This is a genomic window from Roseinatronobacter domitianus, assembly GCF_023336755.1.
Classification (GTDB): Bacteria; Pseudomonadota; Alphaproteobacteria; order Rhodobacterales; family Rhodobacteraceae; genus Roseinatronobacter; species Roseinatronobacter domitianus.
Window position 1 is genome coordinate 291469 of sequence record NZ_JALZWP010000001.1, and the last position, 25057, is coordinate 316525.

At 62.0% G+C, this 25057-nt stretch carries 23 protein-coding genes; 8 read left to right on the forward strand and 15 right to left on the reverse strand.

What is annotated here, in order from left to right; translation table 11 throughout:
- Window positions 1-71: 71 nt before the first annotated feature.
- The 4 genes from alr to mnmA all read right to left on the reverse strand — a co-directional run bounded on the left by alr (window position 72) and on the right by mnmA (window position 4150).
- A complete protein-coding gene (gene alr, locus M3N55_RS01505; RefSeq protein ID WP_249055690.1) occupies window positions 72-1106 on the reverse strand; it encodes an alanine racemase in 1035 nt (344 codons plus the stop codon).
- Window positions 1107-1123: 17 nt separating this feature from the next.
- Window positions 1124-1963 carry a 16S rRNA (adenine(1518)-N(6)/adenine(1519)-N(6))-dimethyltransferase RsmA gene (rsmA, locus tag M3N55_RS01510; RefSeq protein WP_249055692.1) on the reverse strand — a complete coding sequence of 280 codons (840 nt, stop codon included), beginning with the start codon at window positions 1961-1963 and terminating at the stop codon, window positions 1124-1126.
- Entirely contained in the window at window positions 1960-2913 is a 954-nt protein-coding gene (pdxA, locus tag M3N55_RS01515; RefSeq protein ID WP_249055693.1) for a 4-hydroxythreonine-4-phosphate dehydrogenase PdxA, read from the reverse strand. The genes rsmA and pdxA overlap by 4 nt, the downstream gene beginning before the upstream one ends.
- Window positions 2914-3010: 97 nt before the next feature.
- Complete coding sequence (gene mnmA, locus M3N55_RS01520; protein WP_249055695.1) at window positions 3011-4150, reverse strand: tRNA 2-thiouridine(34) synthase MnmA; 1140 nt, start codon at window positions 4148-4150, stop codon at window positions 3011-3013.
- A 134-nt stretch (window positions 4151-4284) separates the two neighbouring features.
- On the opposite strand from mnmA, the gene sciP reads away from it, so the two are divergent.
- The 6 genes from sciP to gluQRS all read left to right on the forward strand — a co-directional run bounded on the left by sciP (window position 4285) and on the right by gluQRS (window position 12209).
- Complete coding sequence (gene sciP / locus M3N55_RS01525; protein WP_249055697.1) at window positions 4285-4563, forward strand: CtrA inhibitor SciP; 279 nt, start codon at window positions 4285-4287, stop codon at window positions 4561-4563.
- An 88-nt stretch (window positions 4564-4651) separates the two neighbouring features.
- Window positions 4652-5374 carry a response regulator transcription factor CtrA gene (gene ctrA / locus M3N55_RS01530; RefSeq protein ID WP_249055698.1) on the forward strand — a complete coding sequence of 241 codons (723 nt, stop codon included), beginning with the start codon at window positions 4652-4654 and terminating at the stop codon, window positions 5372-5374.
- Window positions 5375-5448: 74 nt separating this feature from the next.
- Entirely contained in the window at window positions 5449-7572 is a 2124-nt protein-coding gene (ligA, locus tag M3N55_RS01535) for an NAD-dependent DNA ligase LigA (RefSeq protein WP_249055700.1), read from the forward strand.
- 1 nt (window position 7573) lies between these two features.
- Window positions 7574-9664 (forward strand): ATP-dependent DNA helicase RecG, encoded by a 2091-nt coding sequence (recG, locus tag M3N55_RS01540; protein WP_249055702.1) that lies wholly within the window; start codon window positions 7574-7576, stop codon window positions 9662-9664.
- Between the two features lie 336 nt (window positions 9665-10000).
- On the forward strand, window positions 10001-11356 hold the full coding sequence (gene trmFO / locus M3N55_RS01545; protein ID WP_249055703.1) for a methylenetetrahydrofolate--tRNA-(uracil(54)-C(5))-methyltransferase (FADH(2)-oxidizing) TrmFO: 1356 nt from the start codon (window positions 10001-10003) through the stop codon (window positions 11354-11356).
- Window positions 11346-12209: a tRNA glutamyl-Q(34) synthetase GluQRS gene (gene gluQRS, locus M3N55_RS01550; protein WP_249055705.1), complete on the forward strand. Its 864-nt coding sequence runs from the start codon at window positions 11346-11348 to the stop codon at window positions 12207-12209. The genes trmFO and gluQRS overlap by 11 nt, the downstream gene beginning before the upstream one ends.
- Here gluQRS and hisI read toward each other — a convergent pair.
- Window positions 12181-12549 carry a phosphoribosyl-AMP cyclohydrolase gene (hisI, locus tag M3N55_RS01555; protein ID WP_249055707.1) on the reverse strand — a complete coding sequence of 123 codons (369 nt, stop codon included), beginning with the start codon at window positions 12547-12549 and terminating at the stop codon, window positions 12181-12183. The two genes, gluQRS and hisI, sit on opposite strands and share 29 nt — an antisense overlap.
- Window positions 12550-12604: 55 nt before the next feature.
- Between hisI and M3N55_RS01560 the strand changes: the two genes are divergently transcribed.
- Window positions 12605-13057, forward strand: coding sequence for an iron-sulfur cluster assembly scaffold protein (locus tag M3N55_RS01560; protein ID WP_249055709.1), 453 nt, complete (start codon window positions 12605-12607; stop codon window positions 13055-13057).
- Window positions 13058-13120: 63 nt separating this feature from the next.
- Here M3N55_RS01560 and M3N55_RS01565 read toward each other — a convergent pair whose 3' ends face one another.
- Window positions 13121-14743 carry an alpha-D-glucose phosphate-specific phosphoglucomutase gene (locus M3N55_RS01565; protein ID WP_249055711.1) on the reverse strand — a complete coding sequence of 541 codons (1623 nt, stop codon included), beginning with the start codon at window positions 14741-14743 and terminating at the stop codon, window positions 13121-13123.
- A 113-nt stretch (window positions 14744-14856) separates the two neighbouring features.
- Between M3N55_RS01565 and M3N55_RS01570 the strand changes: the two genes are divergently transcribed.
- Window positions 14857-16653, forward strand: coding sequence for an acetate/propionate family kinase (locus M3N55_RS01570; RefSeq protein ID WP_249055714.1), 1797 nt, complete (start codon window positions 14857-14859; stop codon window positions 16651-16653).
- A 136-nt stretch (window positions 16654-16789) separates the two neighbouring features.
- Here M3N55_RS01570 and M3N55_RS01575 read toward each other — a convergent pair whose 3' ends face one another.
- The 9 genes from M3N55_RS01575 to M3N55_RS01615 form a co-directional block, all read right to left on the reverse strand.
- Window positions 16790-17290 (reverse strand): hypothetical protein, encoded by a 501-nt coding sequence (locus M3N55_RS01575; protein WP_249055717.1) that lies wholly within the window; start codon window positions 17288-17290, stop codon window positions 16790-16792.
- 86 nt (window positions 17291-17376) lie between these two features.
- Window positions 17377-17823: a D-aminoacyl-tRNA deacylase gene (gene dtd, locus M3N55_RS01580; RefSeq protein ID WP_249055719.1), complete on the reverse strand. Its 447-nt coding sequence runs from the start codon at window positions 17821-17823 to the stop codon at window positions 17377-17379.
- On the reverse strand, window positions 17824-18741 hold the full coding sequence (locus tag M3N55_RS01585; RefSeq protein WP_249055720.1) for a carbohydrate kinase family protein: 918 nt from the start codon (window positions 18739-18741) through the stop codon (window positions 17824-17826).
- Window positions 18742-18752: 11 nt separating this feature from the next.
- Window positions 18753-19844 (reverse strand): TFIIB-type zinc ribbon-containing protein, encoded by a 1092-nt coding sequence (locus M3N55_RS01590; protein ID WP_249055722.1) that lies wholly within the window; start codon window positions 19842-19844, stop codon window positions 18753-18755.
- A gap of 103 nt (window positions 19845-19947) precedes the next feature.
- Window positions 19948-21033 carry an SPFH domain-containing protein gene (locus M3N55_RS01595; protein WP_249055723.1) on the reverse strand — a complete coding sequence of 362 codons (1086 nt, stop codon included), beginning with the start codon at window positions 21031-21033 and terminating at the stop codon, window positions 19948-19950.
- A 163-nt stretch (window positions 21034-21196) separates the two neighbouring features.
- Window positions 21197-21847 (reverse strand): DUF6338 family protein, encoded by a 651-nt coding sequence (locus M3N55_RS01600; protein WP_249055725.1) that lies wholly within the window; start codon window positions 21845-21847, stop codon window positions 21197-21199.
- Window positions 21848-21850: 3 nt separating this feature from the next.
- Complete coding sequence (locus tag M3N55_RS01605) at window positions 21851-22783, reverse strand: DUF2927 domain-containing protein (protein WP_249055727.1); 933 nt, start codon at window positions 22781-22783, stop codon at window positions 21851-21853.
- A 5-nt stretch (window positions 22784-22788) separates the two neighbouring features.
- Window positions 22789-23967: a toxic anion resistance protein gene (locus M3N55_RS01610; protein ID WP_249055728.1), complete on the reverse strand. Its 1179-nt coding sequence runs from the start codon at window positions 23965-23967 to the stop codon at window positions 22789-22791.
- Window positions 23968-24009: 42 nt separating this feature from the next.
- Complete coding sequence (locus M3N55_RS01615) at window positions 24010-24891, reverse strand: 5-bromo-4-chloroindolyl phosphate hydrolysis family protein (protein ID WP_249055729.1); 882 nt, start codon at window positions 24889-24891, stop codon at window positions 24010-24012.
- Window positions 24892-25057: the final 166 nt, after the last annotated feature.

Sequence of the window (25057 nt, forward strand, 5' to 3'; positions counted from 1 at the left end):
TGCTGAACGCGCGCCCTCCCAGACGGCGCGGGTCCTCCGCATCCGCCTTGGGTGGGCGTAAGTTGTTTCGATCAGTCCGAATAGACCCGCCGATACCGTGGCCCCAACCCGGTCAGCATCTCATACCCGATGGTCCCGATCATATCTGCCAGTGCGTCTACGCCCTGATGCGGACCCAGCAGGTCCAGCGCCTCGACAGGGCCATCAACGCGGCTGACATCAATCGTCAGCAAATCCATCGACACGCGGCCAACAAGCGGGCAGGGCGTATCGCCCGCCCAAAGCGTGGCCTTGCCCGACAAGGCGCGCTGAATGCCATCGGCATAACCCGCCGCGATGGTGGCCACCCGCATATCGCGCTCGGCCACGAAACTGTTGCCATAGCCCACGCTTTCGCCTGCCGCGACAGCCCGCGTCTGGATCACCGGGATCGACAGGCGCACCACCGGCTGCGCCTGCGCGAAGGGTAGCCCGCCATAAAGCCCGATCCCCGGTCGGGTCAGGTCGAAATGATACTCGCGCCCCAGCAGCACCCCGCCCGTGGCAGAAAGCGAGCGCGGCACCCCGGCACCATCGGTCAATTCGCGGAAGGTGGCCAGTTGTTGCGCGTTCATGGCGTGGTCTGGTTCGTCCGAACACGCCAAATGCGACATAATCAGCGTCGGGCCTTGCGCCAAAGCAATTTCCGCCACGCTGGCCCATTCGGCGGGTTCCATGCCCAGCCGGTTCATGCCGGTATCAAGCTGTATGCCAAAGGGCGCGCCCGGCAGGTCTTCGACATGCCGGGTCAGTTGCTCGACCGAGTTCAGCATCGGGATCAGAGCCCCGTCGCGCAGCGTGGCTGCGTCATCCGCCATATGCCCGCCATAGACGTGAATTGGCAGGTCGGGACCAATCGCCGCGCGTATGGCGGCCCCTTCTTCGGCCACCGCCACGAAAAACCGCCGCGCGCCAGCTTCTGCCAGCGCATATGCCACACGGCCTGCGCCAAGCCCGTAGCCATTGGCCTTGACGGTCGCGGCTGTCTCGACCGAAGTCATTGCATCCAGCGCGCGCCAATTCGCTTTCAGCGCGCCAAGGTCGATCTGCAATTCTGCCTGTGCCATGCGTGGTTTCGCGTCCTTTACCTGTTGTCTTTGACCGCCCGCGCCAAGGCGCAGAACTGCTCTAGCCCGATTTCTTCTGCCCGCGCGGTGGGCGCGATGCCCGATGTCTGTAGCAGCGTTTCAATATCCGGGTGCAACCCTTTCAACGCCGCGCGCAACATCTTGCGCCTCTGGTTAAACGCCATGGCGATCACGCGCTCCAGAACCTTCGCATCCGCCGGATAGCGCGGCGTCTCCAGCCGGGTGATATGCACCACCGCCGAGCTGACCTTGGGCGGCGGTGTGAACGCCTCTGGCGGCAGGTGCAGCACGATCTTCGCCTCGGCCCGCCACGCGACCATCAGCGCCAACCGTCCGTAAGCCTTGGACCCCGGTTTTGCCACGATCCGCTCGGCCACCTCGCGCTGAAACATCAGCGTCAGACTGTCCCAGAAGGGCGGCCATTGTGCGGGCGTCATCCAGCGGATCAGCAGTTCCGTGCCCACGTTATAGGGCAGGTTCGACACGATCTTGATGGGCGGCGTCAGATGACCCAGCGGGTCAATCGCCAGAGCGTCGCCTTCTATCACAGCCAACCGGCCCGGATAGGCGGCCTCGATCTCGGCCAAGGCCGGCAAACAGCGCGCATCCTTTTCAATCGCCAGCACCCGGCGCGCGCCTGTCGCCAGCAACCCGCGCGTCAGCCCGCCGGGGCCGGGGCCAACCTCTAACACGTCGGACCCGGCCAAATCGCCCGCCGCCCGCGCAATCCGCGCCGTCAGGTTCAGATCCAGCAAAAAATTTTGCCCAAAGCTCTTTTTCGCCCGCAGGTCATGGTTGCGGATCACCTCGCGCAGAGGCGGCAAGTCGTCGATCACGCGCCCATCTCCCACGCCATGCGGATGGCCGCAATCAGGCTGTCGGGCCGCGCCACGTCTTGCCCTGCGATGTCATAAGCCGTGCCATGATCGGGAGATGTGCGCACGAAAGGCAGCCCCAGCGTGACATTCACGCCCTCGTCAAAGGCCAGCGTCTTGATCGGGATCAGCGCTTGATCGTGATACATGCACAGCGCCGCGTCGTAGCGCGCGCGGGCAGGGCCGTGGAACATGGTGTCGGCGGGCAGCGGTCCGCGCAGGTCCATTCCTTCGGCGCAAAGCCGCGCAATCACCCGCGCAATCACCTCGCGGTCCTCATGCCCCATCGTGCCATCCTCGCCCGCATGCGGGTTCAGCCCCGCCACGGCCAAACGCGGGCGCGCAATCCCGAAATCGCGGATCAGAGCGGCATGGGTGATGCGGATCGTCGCCTCCAGCAGATCGGGCGTCAAAGCCTTCGGCACATCGGCCAACGGAATGTGGATCGTCACGGGCACCACGCGCAACGCGTCGCTCGCCAGCATCATCACCACGCGGTCCACGCCGGCCAGATGCGCCAGATATTCGGTATGGCCCGGAAACCTGAACCCCGCCCCGGCCTTCAGGGCCGCTTTGTGGATCGGACAGGTCACAAGACCCCGCGCCGCACCGGATTGCACAAGCTCCGCCCCGCGCCGGATTGCGTCTATCACGCCCGCCGCATTGGCCAGGTCGGGATGGCCCGCGCGCGCTTGTGCCGCAAAAGTCACGGGCACCACGGGCAACACGTCGCCGCCGCAATCGGCCACGTCATCGACAACCCGAAACGCTACGCCTTCGGGCAAATGCTGTGGGTCGCCCAGCCAGACAAAAGGGCACGCGCGCCCCACCGCGTTCCATGCCTTTGCCGCAATCTCTGGGCCAATGCCGGACGGGTCGCCGCAAGACATCACCAAGGGTCGTTCACCCATGCGCCGTACTCCTCTTCATCTTGCCCGAAATACTCCGCAAGGGGGTGAATGGCCCGCAAGGGCCAGAGGGGGGCGGCGCACGCCCCCCTTTACCCGCTTAACGCCCTTTCCAGATCCAGCCGCCGCCCAAAACACGCGTGCCGTCGCCATCATAGAATACGCAGGCCTGTCCGGGGCTGACCCCTTCTTCGGGCGTTAGCAATTCAACCTCGGCCTCGGTGGCGGACACAGGCCGAATGATCGCGGGCGCCGGTGGCCGGGTGGAGCGCAGCTTGACCGACAGGTGCCATTCGGCTTGCCCCGTGAAAGGTCCATCCCCCAGCCAATTCACCTCACGTATCGGCACGGTGCGGGTCGCCAAAGCGGTTTTCGGGCCAACGATGACCTGTCGCGCCTCCGGGTCCAGCTTGACCACATATAATGGGTCGGACAGCCCGCCAATGCCAAGTCCGCGCCGCTGACCGATCGTGTAGTGAATGACGCCCTCATGCGTGCCCAGAACATGCCCGTCCATATCGACAATCTCGCCCGGCTCGCCCGCGCCGGGGCGCAGTTTCTCGATTACGGCGGCATAATTGCCATCGGGCACAAAACAAATATCCTGACTGTCGGGCTTGTCAGCCACCGCCAGCCCGTGCTTTGCGGCCAGCGCGCGGGTTTCCGCCTTGGTCGCCAGATGCCCCAGCGGGAAGCGCAGGTAATCCAATTGCTCTTGCGTGGTCGAAAACAGAAAGTAGCTTTGGTCGCGCACCGGGTCTGCGGCGCGGTGCAATTCCGCGCCCTGCGCGCCCATTTTGCGCTGAATGTAATGGCCGGTCGCCATGCAATCCGCGCCCAAATCTTTCGCGGTTTCCAGCAGGTCCCGGAACTTTACCCGCTCGTTGCAGCGAATGCAGGGCACGGGCGTCGCGCCACCAAGGTAGGCGTCCGCGAATTCGTCAATCACCGCGTCGCGGAATTTCGATTCGTAATCCAGCACATAATGCGGAAAGCCCATGTCCTCTGCCACGCGGCGGGCATCGTGAATGTCGCGGCCCGCGCAGCAGGCGCCTTTTTTCGCCAGTGCCGCGCCATGGTCATAAAGCTGGAGCGTGACGCCCACCACATCATACCCTTCGGCGGCCAGTTCGGCAGCCACGACCGAACTGTCCACACCGCCGGACATGGCCACAACCACGCGGGTTTCGGCCACCGGCTTGGGCAGCCCGAGCGAATTGAGCGGCGGGTCGAAGGGCATTTTGGATCACTCCTGGAAAACAAGCGCGAAATATAAGAAAATGCTCTGTATTCTCAACCCCTGCATTCAACCTCTGCTTAACATTCTCGCGCAATTCTTGGGTCATCGGGGCGAAGGACCAAGGAGGGTGCCTAATGTATATCAAGAAAGTGGACGGGCCGCGCGCGGTTAGTCTGGACGATGGAACGGTTCTGACATTGGCGGACCTGCCGCCGCAGGACACACGCCGCTGGGTCGCCAGCCGCAAAGCGATTGTCGTGCAAGCCGTCGGCGCGGGGCTGATCTCACGCAAGGCCGCGCTGGAACGCTACGCATTGTCGGAGGAGGAGTTCGATCTCTGGGCAGACGCGGTCGAAACCCACGGGATAGAGGCATTGAAAGTCACGGCACTTCAAAGATATAGACAACTATAAGGCGAGTGTGCTCTTTATTGACGCACGGTAACCTAGAATTAACGAATTTGGTTGAAGCTAGGGTTAATGGCGACAATGGAGAACCCTTATGCGCGTGCTGCTTGTTGAAGATGATCCGACCACTGCCCGCTCGATCGAATTAATGCTGACACACTCGAATTTTAACGTCTATTGCACCGACTTGGGCGAGGACGCGGTCGAGCTCAGCAAGCTTTACGATTACGATCTGATATTGCTGGACCTGAACCTGCCGGACATGGCGGGGCTGGATGTGCTGCGCCAGATCCGGGTCGCAAAGGTCGACACGCCCGTGTTGATTTTAACGGGCGATCTGGACACCGACACCAAGCTGCGCGGCTTCGGCGGCGGTGCGGATGATTATCTGACAAAACCCTTCCATCGCGAAGAACTGGTGGCGCGCATTCATGCGATTATCCGTCGCAGCAAGGGGCATGCGCAATCGGTCATTCGCACCGGACGGTTGAATGTGAACCTTGATGCGAAATCGGTCGAGGTGGATGGCACTGTGGTGCATTTGACCGGCAAGGAATATCAGATGCTGGAACTTTTAAGCCTGCGCAAAGGCACCACGCTGACCAAGGAAATGTTCCTGAATCACCTGTATGGCGGGATGGATGAACCGGAATTGAAGATCATAGACGTGTTCATCTGCAAGTTGCGGAAAAAACTGGCAGAGGCGACGGGCGGCGACAGCTATATCGAAACCGTCTGGGGGCGCGGCTATGTGCTGCGCGACCCGGTTGTGTCGTCCGAGCAGGTGGATAAACCGACGCGCGCACTTACAGCCTGACCGCCGGGGCTGGACGGGCTGCGTGCTGCACCCTATCACCTTGCGCAGGCGAAATACGCGTGCAGGGGGCAGGCATGTCGGAAGATGGGGCGGGAATTGCGGTTGCGGACCTGTCAGAGGCGCAGGCGCGCGCGGAACTCTCGCGCCTTGTCGACCTGATAGCACGCGCCGATACGGCCTATCACGGCAAGGACGCCCCGATCCTTGATGATGCCACATATGACGCGTTGCGCCAGCGCAATGCGGCCATAGAGGCCCGTTTTCCGACGCTGATTCGCCCTGACAGTCCTTCAGGTCGCATCGGCACCGCCCCGGCAGACGCATTCGGCAAGATCCGTCACGCGCGGCGCATGATGTCGCTGGCCAATGGCTTTACCCCCGAGGATGTCGCGGATTTCGTCACCGGAATTCGCCGGTTTCTGGGTCTGGCAGAGGACGCAGCGCTCGCCTTTACCGCCGAGCCAAAGATTGACGGGCTGTCACTGTCCTTGCGTTACGAGAACGGCCTGCTGCGCCATGCCGCGACCCGTGGCGATGGTGAAACCGGCGAGGATGTGACCGCGAATGCCCGCGAAATCGCGGATATTCCGCAAACGCTTGCCAATGCGCCAGCACTGCTGGAGGTGCGCGGCGAAGTTTACATGGCACATGATGATTTCGCCGCCCTGAACGAACGTCAGGCTGCGCATGGTGGCAAACCTTTCGCCAATCCGCGCAATGCGGCCGCCGGGTCGCTGCGCCAACTTGACCCTTCCGTCACACGCGCACGCCCTCTGCGATTCTTTGCCTATGCGTGGGGCGAGTTGTCCGAAGCACTTGCCGCAACACAGTCCGACGCAGTCGCACGCCTTGCCGAGCTTGGGTTTTCCATTAATCCTGAAATGCGCCGATGCGCGGGCCTTGACGACATGCTTGCGACCTATGCCCGGATTGAAGCGCAGCGCGCCACGCTTGGCTACGACATTGACGGCGTGGTTTACAAGCTGGACGATCTGGCGCTGCAAGAGCGGCTGGGCTTGCGGTCGACCACGCCCCGCTGGGCGATTGCGCATAAATTCCCGGCTGAACTGGCATGGACCCGGCTGGATGCCATCGAAATTCAGGTCGGGCGCACGGGCGCACTTAGCCCGGTTGCGCGGCTTGCCCCGGTCACGGTGGGCGGCGTTGTGGTGTCGAACGCGACGCTGCACAACGAGGATTATATCGCCGGGCGCGATTCGAAAGGCGCGCCAATCCGCGAGGGCCGCGATATCCGCGAGGGCGATTGGGTGCAGGTCTATCGCGCCGGTGATGTGATCCCGAAGATCCGCGATGTGGACCTTTCGCAACGCCCAGAGGACAGCCAGCCCTACACATTTCCTGAAACCTGCCCCGAGTGCGGCAGCCCGGCCATCCGCGAGCCCGGCGATTCCGTGCGCCGCTGCACCGGCGGGCTGATCTGCCCGGCGCAAGCGGTGGAACGGCTGAAACATTTCGTCAGCCGCGCGGCCTTTGACATTGACGGCCTTGGTGCCAAACAGGCCGAGGCGTTCTGGCGCGATGGCTGGATTGCCACGCCGCGCGATATCTTCACGTTGGAGGACCGCTTCGGCCCCGGCCAGCCCCGCCAGTTGAAAAACCGCGAAGGCTGGGGCGAGACCAGCGCCAAAAAACTGTTTGAGGCTATTGAGGATAAACGAAAAATCCCGCTTGCACGATTTTTGTTCGCGCTGGGTATTCGCCATATCGGGGAGACGTCTGCGGCGCTTCTGGCCAGCCATTATGGCAACTGGTCCGACCTGCGCGCTGCCATGATGCAAGCGCAAGACACGGAAAGCCCGGCCCATGCCGACCTTCTATCGATTGACGGGGTCGGCCCGGTCATGGCGCGCGCGCTTCTGGCGGCGTTTCAAGCCGAGGGCGAAGAGATTGACGCGCTTGCCGACTGCCTGAGCATTGAGGACGCCGCGCGCCCCACAAGCGACAGCCCTGTGGCTGGTAAAACGCTGGTCTTCACCGGCACGCTAGAGCGGATGACCCGCGCCGAGGCCAAGGCCCGCGCCGAAGCCTTGGGGGCAAAGGTCGCAGGGTCGGTGTCGGCCAAGACCGATATCTTGATCGCGGGTCCGGGGGCTGGGTCCAAGGCGACCAAGGCCGCGGCGCTGGGGGTTGAGGTCATGGACGAAGACGCGTGGCTGGCCATGATCGGGGCGGACTGACATGGCCGCGCGGCCCGAAGTTCTGTTCACCCTGTTCGGCGCATTGGAGGGGCTGGAGGGCGTTGGCCCCAAGACCGCGCGCGCCTTCGAGGGGCTGGATATTACCACCCCGCGCGACTTGTTGTTCCACCTGCCGCATGGTGTGATCGACCGACGCAGGCGTAGCACTCTGAAAGGAATGGACTTTCCGGCCATCGCCACGGTCGAGGTTGTGGTGGGGACGCATAATGCCCCGCGGGTGCGCGGCAGACCTTACCGGGTGTTCGTGCAAGACGCCGAGATGGAATTCCAACTGGTGTTCTTCCATGCGCGGGGCGATTACCTGCAAAAACTGCTGCCCACCGGACAGCGGCGGGTTGTGTCGGGCAAGGTCGAACTGTTCGACGGGCTGGCGCAGATGGTGCATCCTGACCATGTGTTGCGCGCCGATGAGGCCGAGGGTTTGCCGCAATTCGAGCCGACCCATGCGTTGTGTGCCGGTGTCAGCCAAAAGCTGATGGGGCGCGCGATTGCGGGCGCGCTGGAGCGTGTTCCGACGCTGGCAGAATGGATTGATCCCGCGCTGAAGGCCCAGAAGGGCTGGCCGGATTGGGCAGAGGCGGTGCGCGCCGCGCAGGCTCCGCAAGGCTTGGCCGATCTGGCGTTAGAAGCTCCGGCGCGGGCGCGGCTGGCCTATGATGAAATCTTCGCGCATCAACTGACGCTGGCATTAGCGCGGTCGCGCGCTCGGCGGAAACCGGGGCGCGAAACGCGCGGAACCGGGGCGTTGCAAAAGCGGGTTCTGGAAAGCCTGCCTTATGCGCCGACGGGGGCGCAGACCCGCGCGCTAAGTGAAATCGCCGCCGATATGGCCAGCCCGCGCCGCATGAACCGGCTGTTGCAGGGCGATGTCGGCGCGGGCAAAACGCTGGTTGCCATGCTGGCGCTGTTGATCGCGGTGGAATCTGGCGGGCAGGGCGTGATGATGGCGCCCACGGAAATTCTGGCGCGGCAACATCTGGACAGCCTGACGCCCCTGGCGCAGGCGGCGGGCGTGCGGCTGGAGTTGCTGACAGGCCGTGACAAGGGGGCGGAGCGTGCGGCCAAAATTGCCGATCTGGCCGAGGGGCGGATTGACATTCTTGTGGGCACCCATGCCGTGTTCCAGAAAGGGGTCGATTTCGCTGATCTGCGGCTGGCTGTGGTCGATGAGCAGCACCGCTTTGGCGTCGCGCAACGCGCGGCGCTTGCGGCCAAGGGCGAGGGGGCCGATGTGCTGGTCATGACCGCAACGCCCATTCCGCGCTCGCTGGCCTTGGCGCAATATGGCGACATGGATGTGGCGGTGCTGGATGAAAAGCCACCCGGTCGCAAACCGATCACAACGGCGCTGGTGTCCTCTGCCCGGCTGGACGAGGTCGTGACCAAGCTGCGCCACGCCATTGCCGAAGGGCGGCAGGCCTATTGGGTCTGCCCGCTGGTCGAAGACAGCGAGGTCAGCACCCTGACCGCAGCTCAAACCCGCTTCGAACATTTGCGCGCGGCCTTTGGCGAAAGCGTGGTGGGGCTGGTGCATGGCCAGCTTCCACCCGCCGACAAGGACGCCGCAATGACGCGTTTCGCGGCGAATGACACGCAGCTTCTGGTCGCCACCACGGTCATAGAGGTGGGCGTGAACGTGCCCAACGCGACGATCATGGTAATCGAACGCGCCGAAAGTTTCGGGCTGGCACAGTTGCACCAGTTGCGGGGCCGTGTGGGGCGCGGCGCCGACGCCTCGACCTGTTTGCTGATCTACGAGCCGCCCTTGGGCGACACGGCCGCCCGCCGGTTGAAGCTGTTGCGTGACAGCGAAGACGGCTTTCGCATAGCCGAGGAAGACATGGCCATTCGCGGTGCGGGCGACCTGATCGGCACGGCGCAATCGGGCCTGCCGCGTTTTCGCGTGGCCGATCTGGAACGACAGGCGGCGTTGATGGCACTGGCGCAATCGGATGCGCGCAAACTGCTGCATGACGACCCCGACCTGACCACCCCGCGCGGCCAAGCGGCCCGCGTCGCGCTGTGGTTAATGGAGCAGGATAAAGCGATCCAATACCTCTCAATCGGTTAATGTTCTAATTTTGTTCTTGACTATAAGAGGAACAAATGTGAACATTAGGTTAACAGAGCAAAGGAGGTTGCCATGTCATCGCTGCAAACGAAAGCTGGTCGCGCAATGTTCATACAAGATTTGTGCGGCGGTCTGTCGCTTGTCGTGCTGGTGGTTTCTGCCTTTCATCTGCCGCTCTTTGCCTGAGCTTTTGACACTGCTTGCGGGCATGTCCGCCCGCGCCTGACCTGACTGTCGCCGCCATGCACCCCCATGCATGCGCGGCGTTTTTTTACGTCGCCATTTGCCAAACCCGTGTCGCGCGTTTATCTGGGGCGAAACAGGAAAGGGCTGGCTATGGACAAGGTTCTGAACATCGTGGGCGGCGGCATGGCAGGCGCAGAGGCTGCGTGGCAGGCCGCCAATATGGGCGTGGACGTGATTATCCATGAAATGCGCCCGGATGTCGGCACATTCGCGCACCAAACCCAGCATCTGGCGGAAATGGTCTGTTCCAATTCCTTCCGCTCGGATGATGATGAGAACAACGCCGTCGGCCTGCTGCATTGGGAAATGCGCGCGGCAGGCGGGCTGATTATGGAAATGGCCGATGCCCATGCGCTGCCTGCGGGCGGTGCGCTGGCGGTGGATCGCGACGCCTTTGCAGAGGCCGTGACCGCACGACTGCTGGCGCATCCACGTATTCGTGTGCAGCGCGGCGAAGTGAGCGCGCTGCCGGATCAGGGTCAGTGGATCTTCGCGACGGGGCCGCTGACATCAAGCGCTTTGGGGCAGGCCATTGCAGCCGAAACCGGCGCAGAGGCCCTGGCCTTTTTCGACGCCATCGCGCCGATTGTGTATTTCGACAGTATCGACATGTCGAAAGCCTGGTTCCAGTCGCGCTACGACAAGGGAGAGACCGAAGAACAGCGCACGGCCTATCTGAACTGCCCGATGGACCGCGAGCAGTATGAGGCTTTCATCGACGCGCTTTTGGCTGCCGAAAAAACCGAATTCCACGAGGGTGAAACAGCGGGCTATTTCGACGGCTGCCTACCGATAGAGGTGATGTCAGAGCGCGGGCGCGAAACCCTGCGACATGGCCCCATGAAGCCTGTCGGACTGACCAATCCGCATGCGCCCGATGTCAAACCTTATGCCGTGGTGCAGTTGCGCCGCGACAATGCCTTGGGCACGCTGTATAACATCGTCGGCTTTCAAACCAAGATGAAGTATGGCGCACAAAGCACTGTTTTTAAAACAATACCGGGGCTTGAAAATGCCTCCTTTGCGCGCCTTGGCGGCATTCACCGCAACACGTTCCTGAATTCGCCCACCTTGCTGGACGACCAGTTGCGCTTGCGCAAACGTCCCAATTTGCGCTTTGCGGGCCAGATCACCGGGGTCGAAGGCTATGTCGAATCCGCGGCCATGGGCTTGCTGGCAGGCCGGATGGCAGCGGCGGAACTGTTGGGCGCGCATGTGCCCGCACCGTCGGGTGACACGGCCATGGGGGCGCTGGTCCATCACATTACTGGCGGTGCCGAAGCCAAAACCTTTCAGCCCATGAATGTGAATTTTGGCCTGTTCCCACCCATTGACGCGCGTGGCGGACGGCGCGGACGGCGTGAGCGCTACAAGGCCTATACAGACCGCGCAAAATCCAGTTTCCAAGAGTGGCTGGCCGCGCAGGCGCGCCCTGATGCCGCCTGAGGGCGCGGTTACGCGCTTTGCGCCGTCGCCCACCGGGCCGCTGCATCTGGGCCATGCCTATGCGGCGTTTGTCGCAGCCGAGCGTGCCGGGCCGCAGGGGCGGTTTTTGCTGCGAATTGAAGATATTGACCGCGAAAGATGCCGTGAAAGTTACGTTCGGGCAATCCTTGATGACCTGACATGGCTGGGCCTGGAATGGCATGGGCCGATCTGGCGGCAGTCCGACCATCTGGGCAGCCACCGCAAGGCGCTTAAAAAACTTGCAGCGCAAGGGCTTATCTATCCCTGTAAATGTTCGCGGGGCGATATTCGCGCGGCCCTTTCCGCCCCACAAGAGGGCGCGCCTGTGATCGGCCCTGACGGGTTTGTCTATCCGGGTGCCTGCCGGGGCCGCAGCATGCTCGACGCGGGATCGCAGGACGCGCTGCGGCTTGATATGCGCAAGGCGCTGTCCCGGATCGGTCCCCTTGCCTTTCAGGAAAACGGGCCGTTGCATCCCGACCAGCATCGGCTCGACCCGGACTGGATGATCGCGCATGTGGGGGATGTGGTGCTGTCACGCCGCGACATGGGCACCAGCTATCACCTGTCGGTCGTGCTGGATGACGCCGCACAAGCTATTACCGAGGTGACGCGCGGTGTCGACCTGTTCGATGCCACCATGATCCATGTTTTGCTTCAGTCTTTGCTAGAACTTCCGCCTGTAACATATTGGCATCATGATCTTATTCGTGATGAAGATGGCAAAAGGCTGGCCAAGCGCGACGATGCCCGCGCGCTGGCCACCCTGCGCGCCGATGGGGCGACACCCTCTGATATCCGGCTTAGCCTGGGCCTGCCATCGGGCGCATAATCTCGACCTCGGCCCCATCGCGCAGCGCGGTGTAAAAGCATGACCGCCGGTTGGTATGGCAGGCCGGCCCGGTCTGGCGCACCAGAACCAGCAGGCAGTCGCGGTCGCAATCGACCCGCACCTCGACCAATTCCTGAACATGGCCCGAACTTTCGCCTTTCACCCAGAACGCTTGGCGCGAGCGCGACCAATAGGTCACGCGACCGCTCTGCAAAGTGCGCGCCACAGCGTCAGCATTCATCCACGCCATCATCAGCACATCGCCGTTATCGGCATCCTGTGCGATGGCAGGGATCAGCCCCTTGTCGTCAAATCGTAGGGTTTGCGGATCGAAATTCATGGGCTATGTCCTCTTTCAACGCAGACATACCGCGCCACATCGCCAAGGAAAAGCCATGAGCGACAATGCCCAGATGATGAAACTCTATTCCACCCGTATCCTCGCGCTGGCGGCGGATATTCCGCATCAGGGGCGGCTGCAGGGGCCACAAGCCAGCGTCAAACGGCGCTCGCCGCTTTGTGGGTCCACCGTGACGGTGGATCTGGACATGGATCAGGGGCGCGTCAGCCGCTTTGGACAAGACGTGAAAGCCTGCGCTTTGGGGCAGGCGGCGGCGGCGATCCTTGGTCAGGTCATTCTTGGGCGCAGCACCGATGAGTTGGCGCAAGCGCGCGCGCAGCTTCATGCCATGCTGACGGCGGATGGCCCGATCCCCGCAGCGCCCTTCGACGGTTTTGAAGTGCTTTTGCCCGCACGAGAGTATCGCAACCGACATGCCTCCATCCTTCTGGCGCTTGATGCCGCGCTCGAGGCCAGCCGATCGCTGGCCCACGAAACCACGTCCTGATTTCATCCTTGCCCAAATATCCTGGGGTGAATGGTCCCGCAGGGACCAGAGGGGCAAAGCCCCTTATGTCACCACATCGGGCTGCGCGCGGCCCAGACGGGTCTTGATACCTGCCAAAGCTTCGGCTGCCGCGATCACATCGGCCAGCGCGATTTGCGGGTCTTGGTTAAACGCATCGGCGGCAAAACTTTCCATATAGACCCGCAGCGTCGCGCCTTCGGTGCCGGTTCCCGACAGCCGGAGCACCAGTCGTGCGCCGCCCTCAAACCTGAGCTGAAGGCCCTGACCCGCCGTGACCGATCCGTCCACCGGGTCGGTATAGGAAAAATCCTCGGCTTCGGTCACCACAAGCGGCCCGGCGGGCAGGCCTGCCAGTTTGTCCAGTCGCGCGCGCAGCACGGCGATCAGCTCTTCGGCTGCAGCTTTGTCGACGGCTTCATAATCATGTCGCGAATAAAAGTTGCGCCCGAATTCGTCCCAATGGGCGTGCATCGCTTCCGCCACCGACATCCGTTTGGACGCGAGGATGTTCAGCCACATCAGCACCGCCCAAAGCCCGTCTTTTTCGCGCACATGGTCAGAGCCGGTGCCTGCCGATTCCTCCCCGCAGAGCGTGGCGCGGCCCGCATCCAGCAGGTTGCCGAAGAACTTCCAGCCCGTGGGCGTGGCGTAGCAGGGCAGGCCGCGTGCTTCAGCCACGCGGTCGACAGCTTCGCTTGTGGGCATGGAGCGCGCGACCCCCGCCAACCCCTTGGCATATCCCGGTGCCAGATGCGCATTCGCCGCGATCACCGCCAGCGAATCGGACGGGCTTACATAGGTCGCCCGTCCGACGATCATGTTGCGGTCGCCATCACCGTCCGATGCGGCGCCGAAATCGGGCGCATCCGGGCCCATCATCAGCGCCATCAACTCATGCGCCCAGACCGGGTTTGGATCGGGGTGGCCACCGCCGAAATCGGGACGGGGGGTCGCGTTCATGACCGCGCTTTCCGGTGCGCCCAGCCGATTGACAAGGATCTCACGCGCATATGGCCCGGTGATTGCGTGCATCGCGTCGAAGCGCAGGGTAAAGCCGTCGGCAAACAGTGCGCGGATTGCGTCAAAATCGAACAGGCTTTCCATCAGGGCAGCGAAATCGCTGACCGAGTCTACAACCTCGACCTGCATACCGCCAAGGGTCTGCGTGCCCAATGTGCCAAGGTCCAGATCGTTGCTGTCAAGAATACGGTATTCCGTCACCGTTTCGCTGGCCTTGAAAATCGCATTCGTCACGCTTTCCGGCGCGGGGCCACCATTGGCGGTGTTGTATTTCACCCCGAAATCACCGTCATCGCCGCCCGGATTATGGCTGGCCGACAGGATGATCCCGCCATCGGCGCTGCGAATGCGGATCAGGTGTGACGCCGCCGGGGTGGACAAAAGCCCGTTTTGCCCAACGATCACCTTGGCGGCACCGCTGGCCGCGGCCATTTTCAGAATAATCTGCACCGCGTCCACGTTAAAGGCGCGTCCGTCGCCGCCAAGCACCAGAACTTTGCCCGCGACGCCGCCGATTCCGGTCCAGATGCTTTCGATGAAATTTTCCAGATAATGGGGCTGGCGAAAGGTTGCGGTTTTCTTGCGCAAGCCAGATGTGCCGGGTTTTTGACCATCAATCGGGGTGGTGGGGATAGTCTGGATCATTCTGCCCTCGGCGTTTTGCTTTTTCCACATCATCCCGTATTGAGGCTTTGTGTCAAATTGTTGATGTCTTTGCGGTGTATTCGGATGTTGGAACGATGCAGAAGGGCAATTTTATGCGCGTCTTGGTGTTCAATGCGGGAAGTTCTTCGTTAAAATTTGGGGTCTTCGATCTGCCAAGCACGGCTTTGGGTGACGCGCAGGAACGGGTGCGCGGGACGCTGGATCGTTTTGGCCCCGAGGGGTGCGACCTGAAACTGTTGGGGCAGGCACGCCGTCGGGCGGAACCGCGCGACCTGGCAGAGGCGACGGCGCTTGTGCCTGCGCTGCTGGCAAAAGCGGGGTTGGACGGGTTTGATGCGGTTGCGCACCGCATTGCGCATGGCGGAGATCGCTTCGAGCGGGCGACAGTTCTGGACGACCTGACCCTGAAGCAAATCCGCGCCTTGACCCCGCTTGCCCCCTTGCACAACCCCGCCAATCTGGCGGCGGTCAAGATGGCGCAACAGCTTTGGCCCGACCTGCCGCAATGGGGCGTGTTCGATACGGCGTTTCATCTGACCAACCCGGCGCGCGCGACCACCTATGCTGTGCCAGAGGCGTGGCGCAAGGCGGGGCTGCGGCGCTACGGGTTTCATGGCACCTCGCATAAATATGTCGCGCAGCGTGCGGCAGACGCGTTGCAAACCCCTTTACGCGATCTGCGGCTGGTCAGCCTGCATTTGGGCAACGGGGCCAGTGCCTGCGCCATTGCGGGCGGGCAGTCGGTCGACAGCTCGATGGGGCTGACGCCGCTGGAAGGGTTGGTCATGGGCACCCGGTCGGGCGATGTGGACCCCGGCCTATTCGGCTTTCTGCACCGCCAGATGGGGCTAAGCGCGCCCGAAGTCGAAGACGCGCTTTACCGTGACAGCGGGCTTCTGGCCTTGGCTGGTGTTTCTGACATGCGCGAGGTCGAGGCCCGCGCAGCCACGGGCGACCATGCTGCACAGCTTGCCATCAACCTATACGCCTACCGCGCGCGCAAATATGTGGGTGCCTATGCCGCCGCCATGGGCGGCTTGGATGCGCTGGTCTTTACCGGCGGAATTGGCGAGAATTCCGCGTCCATGCGCCGACGCATTTGTGATGGTCTGGAATTTCTGGGCTTGAAGCTGGATGACGACCGCAACACGACGGTTGATCTGCGCGGGCGTGCCGCTCCGCAAATTCAGGCTTATGGCGCGCGGGTCAATGTGCTGGTGACGCAAACCGCCGAACAGTTGATGATCGCGCAAGAGGTGGCCGAGGCGATGCGCGCTGCGCGTCCCATGCCTATACGACGTTTGCCTGTGGCGGTGTCGGCGCGGCATGTCCATCTGGACCGCGCGGCGGTCGATGCGCTGTTCGGGCCGGGTTACGAGCTGACGCCCGCGCGCCCTCTGCGCCAGAAGGGCCATTGGGCAGCGGCGGAACGTGTGACGCTGGAGGGGCCAAAAGGACGGCTGGAACATGTCGCGATCCTTGGTCCTTTGCGCCCGCACACGCAGGTCGAAGTGTCCCGCACTGACAGTTTCGCACTGGGGCTGGATGCGCCTGTGCGCCAGTCGGGCGACATTTCCGGCACGCCGCGTATTCGCCTGCACGGCACCGTGGGGGCCTATGATACCACTGGCCTGATCGTGGCCGCCCGCCATATCCACATGTCCAGCGAGGATGCCCGCAACTGGGGGGTGTCGAATGGCGATATGGTTGATGTCTGCCTTGACCAGACCGCGCGCGGCTTGACCTTTACGCATGTGCTGGTGCGCGTCTCCGACAAGGCGACGACCGAAATGCATATAGACACGGACGAGGCCAACGCCGCCGGGATTGTCGGCGCGGTGGAAGGCGAGATCATGGGAGATGTCGCGATTACGCGCCGCCACGGTTGACCAGATGGTGTCGACCGACATCGAGCTTACTGCAACAAGCATAACCCAATTAACGGTGAAGGCACCGGATTGGTCCTGAAGGAAATAGTTGATACAGCGGTCAGGGGCGATGCGGTTGGGGTCCGCACCTGGCGACTTAGCCCGACCAGCCCGTGACCGAATTATGCGCGGCTTGCACGGAAACAGACGAAGAATTTACGCCCACACCTTCGGTATTGAGGATCTGTTCGATCGCATACATATGGTCCACCATCAAGCCTGCAATTCTGGTATCGCCCGCGTCAAGGTAGCGCTGAACAGCATGCGCGAAACCGTCATAGGTTACTTGCAACTGTTCTGGTGTGCGCCCCCAGTTGTTGATCTGGTCGATGAACCCGCCCGGCCCGTGCATCCACTCACGTGTCACGAAAAGGCCAGTGAACTCCCACATATCGGTAATGCCGCCCAACTCGCCCAATGAGGCGACCTCTACACCGCTTAGGGCGATTTGGGTTTCAGTGCCAAGATCGTTTGTTCCGGTCCGCACGGATGCGACACTGGCAATTCCAATGCCGACAATCGCCGCGCCGAGAATGACCCAGTCAACAGTCACTGCGCCGGATTCGTCGCTCTTGAATTTTACCACTGAACTGCGCATCGACCTGAACCTTTGAAAAATGAGTGTTAAAGGTGGCAACCGAATCTGACAGCATTAGGCCGCGATCGTGGCATTTATTCGCAGTATCAGGGTGTGGCAGTGTCCATCCAGATCGTGACCGGCCCGTCATTCAGCAGATGCACGGCCATTTCGGCCCCGAACTGACCAGTCTCCACCGGCACGCCCAGGCCGCGCAGGCTGTGTGCGAAATGCAGATAAAGCCGCTCGCCCACATCCGGTGGGGCGGCGGTGGAAAAGCCGGGGCGATTGCCGCTGCGCGTGTCTGCGGCCAGCGTGAATTGGCTGACAACCAAGGCCCCGCCGCCGGTGTCTTTCAGCGCAAGGTTCATTTTGCCCGCATCATCCCGGAAAATGCGCAGCTTGTGGATTTTCGCAGCCAGTTTCTCGGCGTCATCCGCTGTGTCACCCTGCATGGCGCAGACCAAGATCAACAGGCCCGGCCCGGTCTGGCCGATAGTCGCGCCATCCACCTCGACCCGCGCATGGGCCACACGCTGAATCAGCGCGCGCATTTACAGCTCGTTTCGGCGGGGTGGGTTCGCCCCTGCGCGCGATACGGTCACGGCAGCAACCTGCGCCCCAAGGGCTAGGGCTGCACGCAGCGCATCCTCGGTCAGGTCGGGCAGCGCGCTACGGCTTAGCAGCCCCGCCTCATCCAGCGCCGCCAGAAACCCGGCGTTGAATGTATCGCCCGCGCCCACGGTATCGACCACCTCGACCCGGTTTGCTGCGGCATGGGCCACACCACCTGCATAGAAGGCGCGCGCGCCTTGCGCCCCTTCGGTCACGATGACCACGGTTGGACCGCGTTCCCGCAATGCTTGCGCCAGTTCGGTTACGTCACCTGCGCCCATCAGCCAATGCAGGTCTTCGTCAGAGACTTTGACGATATCGGCGCGTGACAGCATCGCGTCCAGACGGGCGCGATATGTCGCCTCATTGCGGATAAAACCGGGGCGGATATTGGGGTCGAGCATGACCACCCGGTCGCCGGCATCCGCGCAAAGCGTGGCAAAGCCCTCGCCACACGGATCGCCCACCAAAGAGATCCCGCCAAAGAACAGCGCGGTCACGTCGCTGTCCAGGGTCGGCAATTCCGACGGGGCCATGTCGCGCAGCGCGGTGCCGGTGTCATAGAACGCATAGCGCGCCTGTCCATCCGTCAGCGTGACAAAGGCCAAGGTGCAAGGGCGGTCCACGGCGGGGCAGCGCGCATGGTCGACATCGGACGCTTCCAGCGCGTCGCGCAGGCGCTCTCCGAACAGGTCATCCGACAAGGGGCAGAAGAACCCTGTCTGGGCGCCCAGCCGCCCCAATGCGATCGCCGTGTTGAACACCGCGCCGCCGGGATAGGGGGCAAAGACGGCTTCCCCCGCGTTGGTTTCGCGCGGCAACATGTCGATCAGCGCTTCACCGCAACACAGGATCATGGCCATTCCCTTTAAAATCCGCCCATTTCCGCGACATAGAATGCAAGTCCCGCGAAAACCAGCCCCAATGTTACCGCAAACGCAATCTTCCAGGCGGAATAGGGCCGCTCTCCCTGAACCCGGCCCGACTGGCCATTGACGATAAAGCGGTAGCTTTTGCCCTTGTAGCGATATGCCGCCATCCAGATCGGCAGCAGCAGGTGCTTGAACCGTTCATCCGCGTAATCGGTGGAGAGGCTGTCGATGCGCTGTTCATCGCCGCCAATGTCGCGGCGAATATCGGAGCGGATGATGTCGGCCATCCGGTCTTTCCCGATCTCATAGCCGGGACCAAGATCCACCGTATAACCCTCGGCGCGAAACCCTGACAGGAAATCCGTGGCATAGGGCGTCAACTCGCCCAGCGTCCATGGCTCCAGCGCGCGCAGGTTCTTGCGTGGCAAAGACTCGCTGGCCACCACCAATACATCGCTGAACTGCCGCGCCACGCGCCCAGAGGCCCGGCTCCAGCGCGTGCGCCGCTCGGTGCGCTTATCTTTGCCGCTGCCGACGGTGACATAATAATGTACCCCGCGCTGACCGGTATAGCGGGTTTTCGTGTCTGCATCGAAAGCCCAGTAGGGCAGATAAAGCCCGTTCAGCTTGCCCGTGTCGCGCGCATATTGCGCCAGCCCATTGGGGGCAAACCACAGCCGCTTCAGCCACTCACGCATCTTGGTCTGTGCGGCGCCCTGATCCAGCTTGAAGGGCAATAGCGCCTGCGGCTTGATATGCCGATGCGCGCCGGTATCAGCCACGACCGGACTGGCGCAGAACGGGCATTCGGCAGAATGGATATTGGGGTCGAATTGCACCTCTGCGCCGCAGGTGTCGCAATGCGAGACGCGGGTCTCCTCCATCGCCTCGGGGGCCAGCCGTTCTGCCAGTGCCGCATGCAGATCGAGCGTTGCCAAAGCATCTGCGCGCGCATCCTCCGACACTTCCGGCACAGCTTGGGCAAACCCGCAATAGTCGCAGGTCAGGCGGCCTTGCCCCGGCGTGAACCGAAGCGAGGCGCCGCATTGCCCACAGGGGAAACGATGCTCTGTTGCTCTGTCCGTCATCCGCCCAAATCGATCCTTGCCGTTCGTAACACAGGAAGTAGGTGCAAAACGCGGCCTGATTTCATCTTGCCAAAAATACTCAAAATCCCGTCGCTGGCCAAGATCACGCCGGCGGGGGTGGTGGTGGCATGGCAGCAAACAGACCGCGTAGCGCAGGCACATCCCCGGCTTTGGTCCAGCCGCTTTGCCCTTCGGTCCAGACCAACGTGTCGCGGGTGACTTGGGCTGCCAACTGGCTTTGCGGGATGGGACCGCGCGTCTGACCGTTCTCGGCGATATGCCACATGGTTTCCGACGGGGGCGGCGGCGGTGGCGGTGGCGCGGCGGCCTGAGTGGGTTGGCCAAAGCCTTGCGCCATTCCCATGCCCATCGCCATGCCCATACCAGCACCCAAGCCCTGACCCATGCCGCTATCACCCGCCTCGGCAGCCTTGGACATGGCTTGTGCGGCGGAAAACTGGCTGAATTTGTTCAGATCGCCCACGATCCCCATGCCGGTGCGCTGGTCCAGAACCTTCTCCACCTCAGACGGTAGCGAGATATTCTCGATATACAGCTCCGGCATCTCCAGCCCATAGGCGCTGATCGTGGGGGCGATTGCCTCTGCCACGACGCGCGACAGGTCCATGGTGTTGGCCGCCATATCCAGCGCAGGGATACCGCTTGCCGCCAGCACACGGCTAACCTTCTGCACCACGATATTGCGAATCTGGCCCGCGATCTCGTCTTGGGTAAACTCGCCATCGGTGCCGACAATCTCGGTCATGAAGCGCGGCGCATCCGTCACCCGCATGGTGTAAGACCCAAACGCGCGCAACCGCAGCGGCCCGAATTCCGGGTCGCGCAGCATGACCGGGTTTTGCGTGCCCCATTTCAGGCCCGGAAAGCGCCGTGTGTTGACGAAGTAGATTTCCGACTTGAAGGGCGACGCGAAGCCATGGTCCCAATGCTGCAAGCTGGTCAGAAGGGGCATGTTGTTGGTTTCCAACATATACAAGCCCGGCCCGAACACATCGGCCAATTGCCCCTCATGCACGAATACCGCAACCTGACCTTCGCGCACGGTCAGCTTCGCACCATACTTGATCTCGTTGCCGTAGCGCTCGAACCGATACACCATCGTGTCGCGGGAATCGTCGGTCCATTCGATAACATCGATGAACTGACCCTTGAGGAAACTGAAAACCATCTTTTTACCCCTGCATTCGGCTTAGTTTTTCGTCGGTTTCGAAACAGCCGAGCCACCCTTGGGTGGTATCGGTCGCGGGGCAGGCTTGGTGGCTTTGGCGGGCTGATAACCGTTTTGGTTCATCCCACCCTCAACCACTTTGCGCCCTGCGGTGGTATACCCTTCAACCAGCACTTTTCTTTGCATCATCTGCCTCCTTGGGCTTTAGGAACTCGATGGATCGGATCCCTGCAAGGGAAATCCACGCTGCACGCGGTGGGTCTGCTAAGGTCCATTGATCTTGCACAACAGTATATAGGGACTCTAGATATATGTCGCTACGGTTCTCGTCCGATGCTGCGAGAGACAAGTCTCCGAAATAGCCATAAATGACGGTTCCATCGTCAAAAGTCAGGATCACGAACCCTTTTTGTTGTCCTCCAGCGAAGGCAAAATCATAGGCTTCGGCAATTGGGTGGGTGCCGGGCATCGATAAGCGACGCAAAACGAACCCCACGGTTCCCGAGCCTGCCAGCCTGCCGATGAGAATGCCTAGCAATACTGGGCAGACAAGGATTTCAACGTAGAAGTGCAGAGAATTGATGCCTGCGTTTTCGGACGCTGGGCTCAAAATTCCTGCACTTTCCAGTAAGGCGCGCCCGCCAAGAAAAACCACCTGATTGACAAGGCTCAGGACGACTGCATCAAGCAAGATCTCCCCTGGTTTGGGTGAGCGCGACGCCGTTAATCGCGAGCGCACAGAAATAACAATAAAACCCGCAAGCAGATAGCGTGCAAAAAACTCAAAAGTCTCCGGGCGCAGCAACTCGGCCATTGTCTAACTCGGTCCGCCCAACACCTCTGCCGCGATGCGGCGCACGATGGGGCGGGCTTCTGCCTCTCGCAGGCCCGGTTCCAGACGGGGATCATACAAGATGCGCAGCAACTGCTCGTCCAGAACTGTCAACACCGCGAACTCGGCAGCATCGTTGAATAGCGACGGGCGCGCTTGGGGGCTGTCATTGGCCAGCCCCATGCCTTGTGCGATTTCCTGATAGTAGCAGGCGTCACGCGACAGGTCGGGCAGCTCTGCGCGGATGATGGCAACGGCATCCGTGTAACTGTTGCTGCCGTCGCGCGCAAAGGCGAGCACAAGGCAGGATATGCTCAGCGGCAGGTTTTCGACCAGCGACTGGCTGGCCGTGTCAATGCCGGGCACCAGCGCGCGCAGACGCGGTGCGATGGCGCGGCGCTCGCCCTCATCCAGCACCAACACATGGAAATTGCCTTGTCCGCGCGTCACCGAAACCGGGTGCTTGGCGAACTCTGACAATTGGCGGGCAAAGCGCGTGACAATCCCGGTGTCACGCGCACGCCGATCCTCTGGCACGCTGGCGCCGTATTCCAGCGAAATCCGCACCGGAACATCCCAACGCCGCAAAGGGGCTGGCGCGCTTTGTTGCACGATTTGCCCACCGGCGAATTGGTATTCGTCGCGCAGGGCCACAGCGGCAAAGGCGCGCTCCAGACTGATGGGCGTCACCGGCAGATCACGCGGGGCGCGGTCGGTGCGCAACAATCCTTGTGCGATCCGCCGCGCCTGAAGCTGCGCGAAATAGGCCGCAACGGCGGATTGTTCGGCTTCGGGTTCGGCTTCGTCCTGCACAAACGGGTCCACCGGTTCCGGATCGGACGCAGGCGGCGGCACCATGGTGCAGCCGACCAGCCCCGCCAAGGCCAGCGCCGCAGTATGGATGGCCGCCCCCCGCATTCGCCTTACCCTTTTGCCGCAGTTTCCTCGGAGTTGACCCGCGCCGTCGCTGAAGACAGCGACTTGCGCAACTCATCCTCCATCTTGCCCAGTTCTTCCTCTGCGGCGGCCCGTTTGGCGCGGCCCGCATCGGCAATCTGCAAACTGTCTTCAATGGTGGCAATCAGCGTCTCGTTGGCCTTCTTGACGGCCTCTATGTCGAACACACCGCGTTCGATCTCTTCGCGCACTTCGCGATTGGCATCGCGCAGGTTCTCGGCATTGGCGTTGAGCAATTCGTTGGTCAGGTCATTGGCGGCCCGCACCGATGCCGCCGCCTCGCGCGAGCGCTGGATGGTCAGCGCCTGCGCAAGCTGGGTTTCCCAAAGCGGAACGGTGTTGACCAGCGTGGAGTTGATCTTGGTGACAAGCGATTTGTCGTTTTCCTGCACCAGCCGGATAGAGGGCAGGGATTGCATCGTGACCTGCCGCGTCAGCTTCAGATCATGCACCCGGCGTTCCAGATCGTCACGCGCGGCGCGCAGATCGCGCAATTCCTGCGCTTTCAGGATCTTGTCGGCTTCGGGCGCGGCTTCGACCTCGGCTTCCTTGGCGGGAATGTCATTGGCGTCCAGATCGCGCAGCTTGGCTTCGCCTGCCGCGATATACAGCGCCAGTTCGTGGTAAAAATCGAGCGTCTTCTCATAGAGCTTATCAAGCGATTTGATGTCTTTCAAAAGCGTCGTCTCATGCTCCAGCAAATTGTCGCTGATCCGCTCGATCTGGTCCTGCACGCTGTTGTAGCGTTCCTGGAATTTCACGATGGGCGCGGCACGGCCCAACAGCTTTTCCCACCAACTGCGTTTGCGGCGCGTGTCCAATTCTGACACCGAAAAGCCGCGCAGGGTCGTCACCATGCTGCGCAACCCGTCACCTGCCGGGCCAAGGTCTTTGTTTTTCACATCCGCCAGCATGGATTGGCTGATCTGCTGCAATTCCATCTGCGCGCGCGACCCGAAGCCAATAATGCTGGATGTCTCGCCCATGTCGATTTCACCCATGCGGGTGCGGATTGCGGCGGCCTCGGGTTCCGGGGCGTCATCAATGGTCACAAGCGCGTTCTCGGGCTCTGCCAGCGGGCGCGCCACGATCTCGTCTATTTCCTTGGTCAGCCCTTCGGCTTTGGAGCGAACAGTCTCTGACATGGGTTCCCTTTCCCCGATGTTAATCTTTACGTGCCAAAGCGCTCAGGTCTTATGGCGCAATCCTTCGCGGTCCAACCTCTCGCGCAAAACTTCAATTTCAATTTCCAGATCAGTGCGGTTGTCTTCCAAAAGCGCCTCGCGGCGCAAGGCGAACTGGCTTTCCAGATCGTCCAGCAAGGCTTCATATTCGGTGCGGGCCTGCGGATCGCGCCCACGCGCGTAAAAATCGGCGAATTTTACCGTCGCATCGCGTGCGCCGGTTAAATAAACGCCCAGATACCGCCGGGCGGCGTTCAACTGGCGTGGGTCATCCTGCACAGCGCGAAACAGAGGGCGGATATTGGCGGCGAAGCGTGCAACCCGGTCCGCAAGGTGCCGGTCTCCTGCGCGGCGAATGGCATCGGCCATCTCTGTCAAGGTTTCCTCGGCCCCCTCGACGGCGCGGGCAGCGCGGTCGGTTTGATGCGCGTCGATCCCCTCCATGCCCTTGTCGCTCAGCGGGTCCGCGCCGAAAGACGCGAAATGCAAGCCAGCTCCCAGCACGCCAAATATGACCGCAGGCACCACACCACCGGACAGCCCGGCGGCGCCAAGCCCCAGCCCGGTCAGAACAGACCCAAACATCTTGCGCGGAATGGCAGGCCGGCGTGCAACCTTGCGCGCGTCAAAAGCGGCTTGCGCCAGCGCGCCCTCGCGTGTCAGCCAAGCCGCCAGCATCAGCACGCCAAACGCGCCAAGGTTTACCGCAAGCCCTACCGGGTCGCTGAAGAATGCCTTTACCGCGAATGCAAAAGGCAGCACGAATAACAGGTTAACCCGTGCGCCCACCGGATGCCGCCGCGCCATGCCCGGAGTGGCGACAGGCGCGTCGGCCGGGGCAGGGCCAGCATTTGGGCTGAATCGGCCGCTATATCGTTGTGCCATGCGTCACCCTCCGACCAATGCGACATAGAACATCAGCGCCACAAGAAGCGCGTAAGAGGCTTTCTGCAACCCTGTTCCCGTCATGCCGGTTACGCTCCGCAATCACTATACACACATCGATATATGGGATGATCCGGGATATTGAAAGACAAAGCCCCGCGCGGTT

Excerpts from the sequence above, each read along its gene's own strand:
- M3N55_RS01560 (WP_249055709.1), top strand. The coding sequence starts at position 12,605 with ATGAGCGACAATGCCCAGATGATGAAACTCTATTCCACCCGTATCCTC.
- mnmA (WP_249055695.1), bottom strand. The coding sequence starts at position 4,150 with ATGCCCTTCGACCCGCCGCTCAATTCGCTCGGGCTGCCCAAGCCGGTG.
- sciP (WP_249055697.1), top strand. The coding sequence starts at position 4,285 with ATGTATATCAAGAAAGTGGACGGGCCGCGCGCGGTTAGTCTGGACGAT.
- M3N55_RS01585 (WP_249055720.1), bottom strand. The coding sequence starts at position 18,741 with ATGATCCTGTGTTGCGGTGAAGCGCTGATCGACATGTTGCCGCGCGAA.
- M3N55_RS01575 (WP_249055717.1), bottom strand. The coding sequence starts at position 17,290 with ATGCGCAGTTCAGTGGTAAAATTCAAGAGCGACGAATCCGGCGCAGTG.
- alr (WP_249055690.1), bottom strand. The coding sequence starts at position 1,106 with ATGGCACAGGCAGAATTGCAGATCGACCTTGGCGCGCTGAAAGCGAAT.
- M3N55_RS01590 (WP_249055722.1), bottom strand. The coding sequence starts at position 19,844 with ATGACGGACAGAGCAACAGAGCATCGTTTCCCCTGTGGGCAATGCGGC.
- pdxA (WP_249055693.1), bottom strand. The coding sequence starts at position 2,913 with ATGGGTGAACGACCCTTGGTGATGTCTTGCGGCGACCCGTCCGGCATT.
- M3N55_RS01600 (WP_249055725.1), bottom strand. The coding sequence starts at position 21,847 with ATGGCCGAGTTGCTGCGCCCGGAGACTTTTGAGTTTTTTGCACGCTAT.
- M3N55_RS01570 (WP_249055714.1), top strand. The coding sequence starts at position 14,857 with ATGCGCGTCTTGGTGTTCAATGCGGGAAGTTCTTCGTTAAAATTTGGG.
- M3N55_RS01565 (WP_249055711.1), bottom strand. The coding sequence starts at position 14,743 with ATGATCCAGACTATCCCCACCACCCCGATTGATGGTCAAAAACCCGGC.
- hisI (WP_249055707.1), bottom strand. The coding sequence starts at position 12,549 with ATGAATTTCGATCCGCAAACCCTACGATTTGACGACAAGGGGCTGATC.
- M3N55_RS01605 (WP_249055727.1), bottom strand. The coding sequence starts at position 22,783 with ATGCGGGGGGCGGCCATCCATACTGCGGCGCTGGCCTTGGCGGGGCTG.
- ctrA (WP_249055698.1), top strand. The coding sequence starts at position 4,652 with ATGCGCGTGCTGCTTGTTGAAGATGATCCGACCACTGCCCGCTCGATC.
- M3N55_RS01610 (WP_249055728.1), bottom strand. The coding sequence starts at position 23,967 with ATGTCAGAGACTGTTCGCTCCAAAGCCGAAGGGCTGACCAAGGAAATA.
- M3N55_RS01595 (WP_249055723.1), bottom strand. The coding sequence starts at position 21,033 with ATGGTTTTCAGTTTCCTCAAGGGTCAGTTCATCGATGTTATCGAATGG.
- gluQRS (WP_249055705.1), top strand. The coding sequence starts at position 11,346 with ATGCCGCCTGAGGGCGCGGTTACGCGCTTTGCGCCGTCGCCCACCGGG.
- ligA (WP_249055700.1), top strand. The coding sequence starts at position 5,449 with ATGTCGGAAGATGGGGCGGGAATTGCGGTTGCGGACCTGTCAGAGGCG.
- M3N55_RS01615 (WP_249055729.1), bottom strand. The coding sequence starts at position 24,891 with ATGGCACAACGATATAGCGGCCGATTCAGCCCAAATGCTGGCCCTGCC.
- dtd (WP_249055719.1), bottom strand. The coding sequence starts at position 17,823 with ATGCGCGCGCTGATTCAGCGTGTGGCCCATGCGCGGGTCGAGGTGGAT.
- trmFO (WP_249055703.1), top strand. The coding sequence starts at position 10,001 with ATGGACAAGGTTCTGAACATCGTGGGCGGCGGCATGGCAGGCGCAGAG.
- recG (WP_249055702.1), top strand. The coding sequence starts at position 7,574 with ATGGCCGCGCGGCCCGAAGTTCTGTTCACCCTGTTCGGCGCATTGGAG.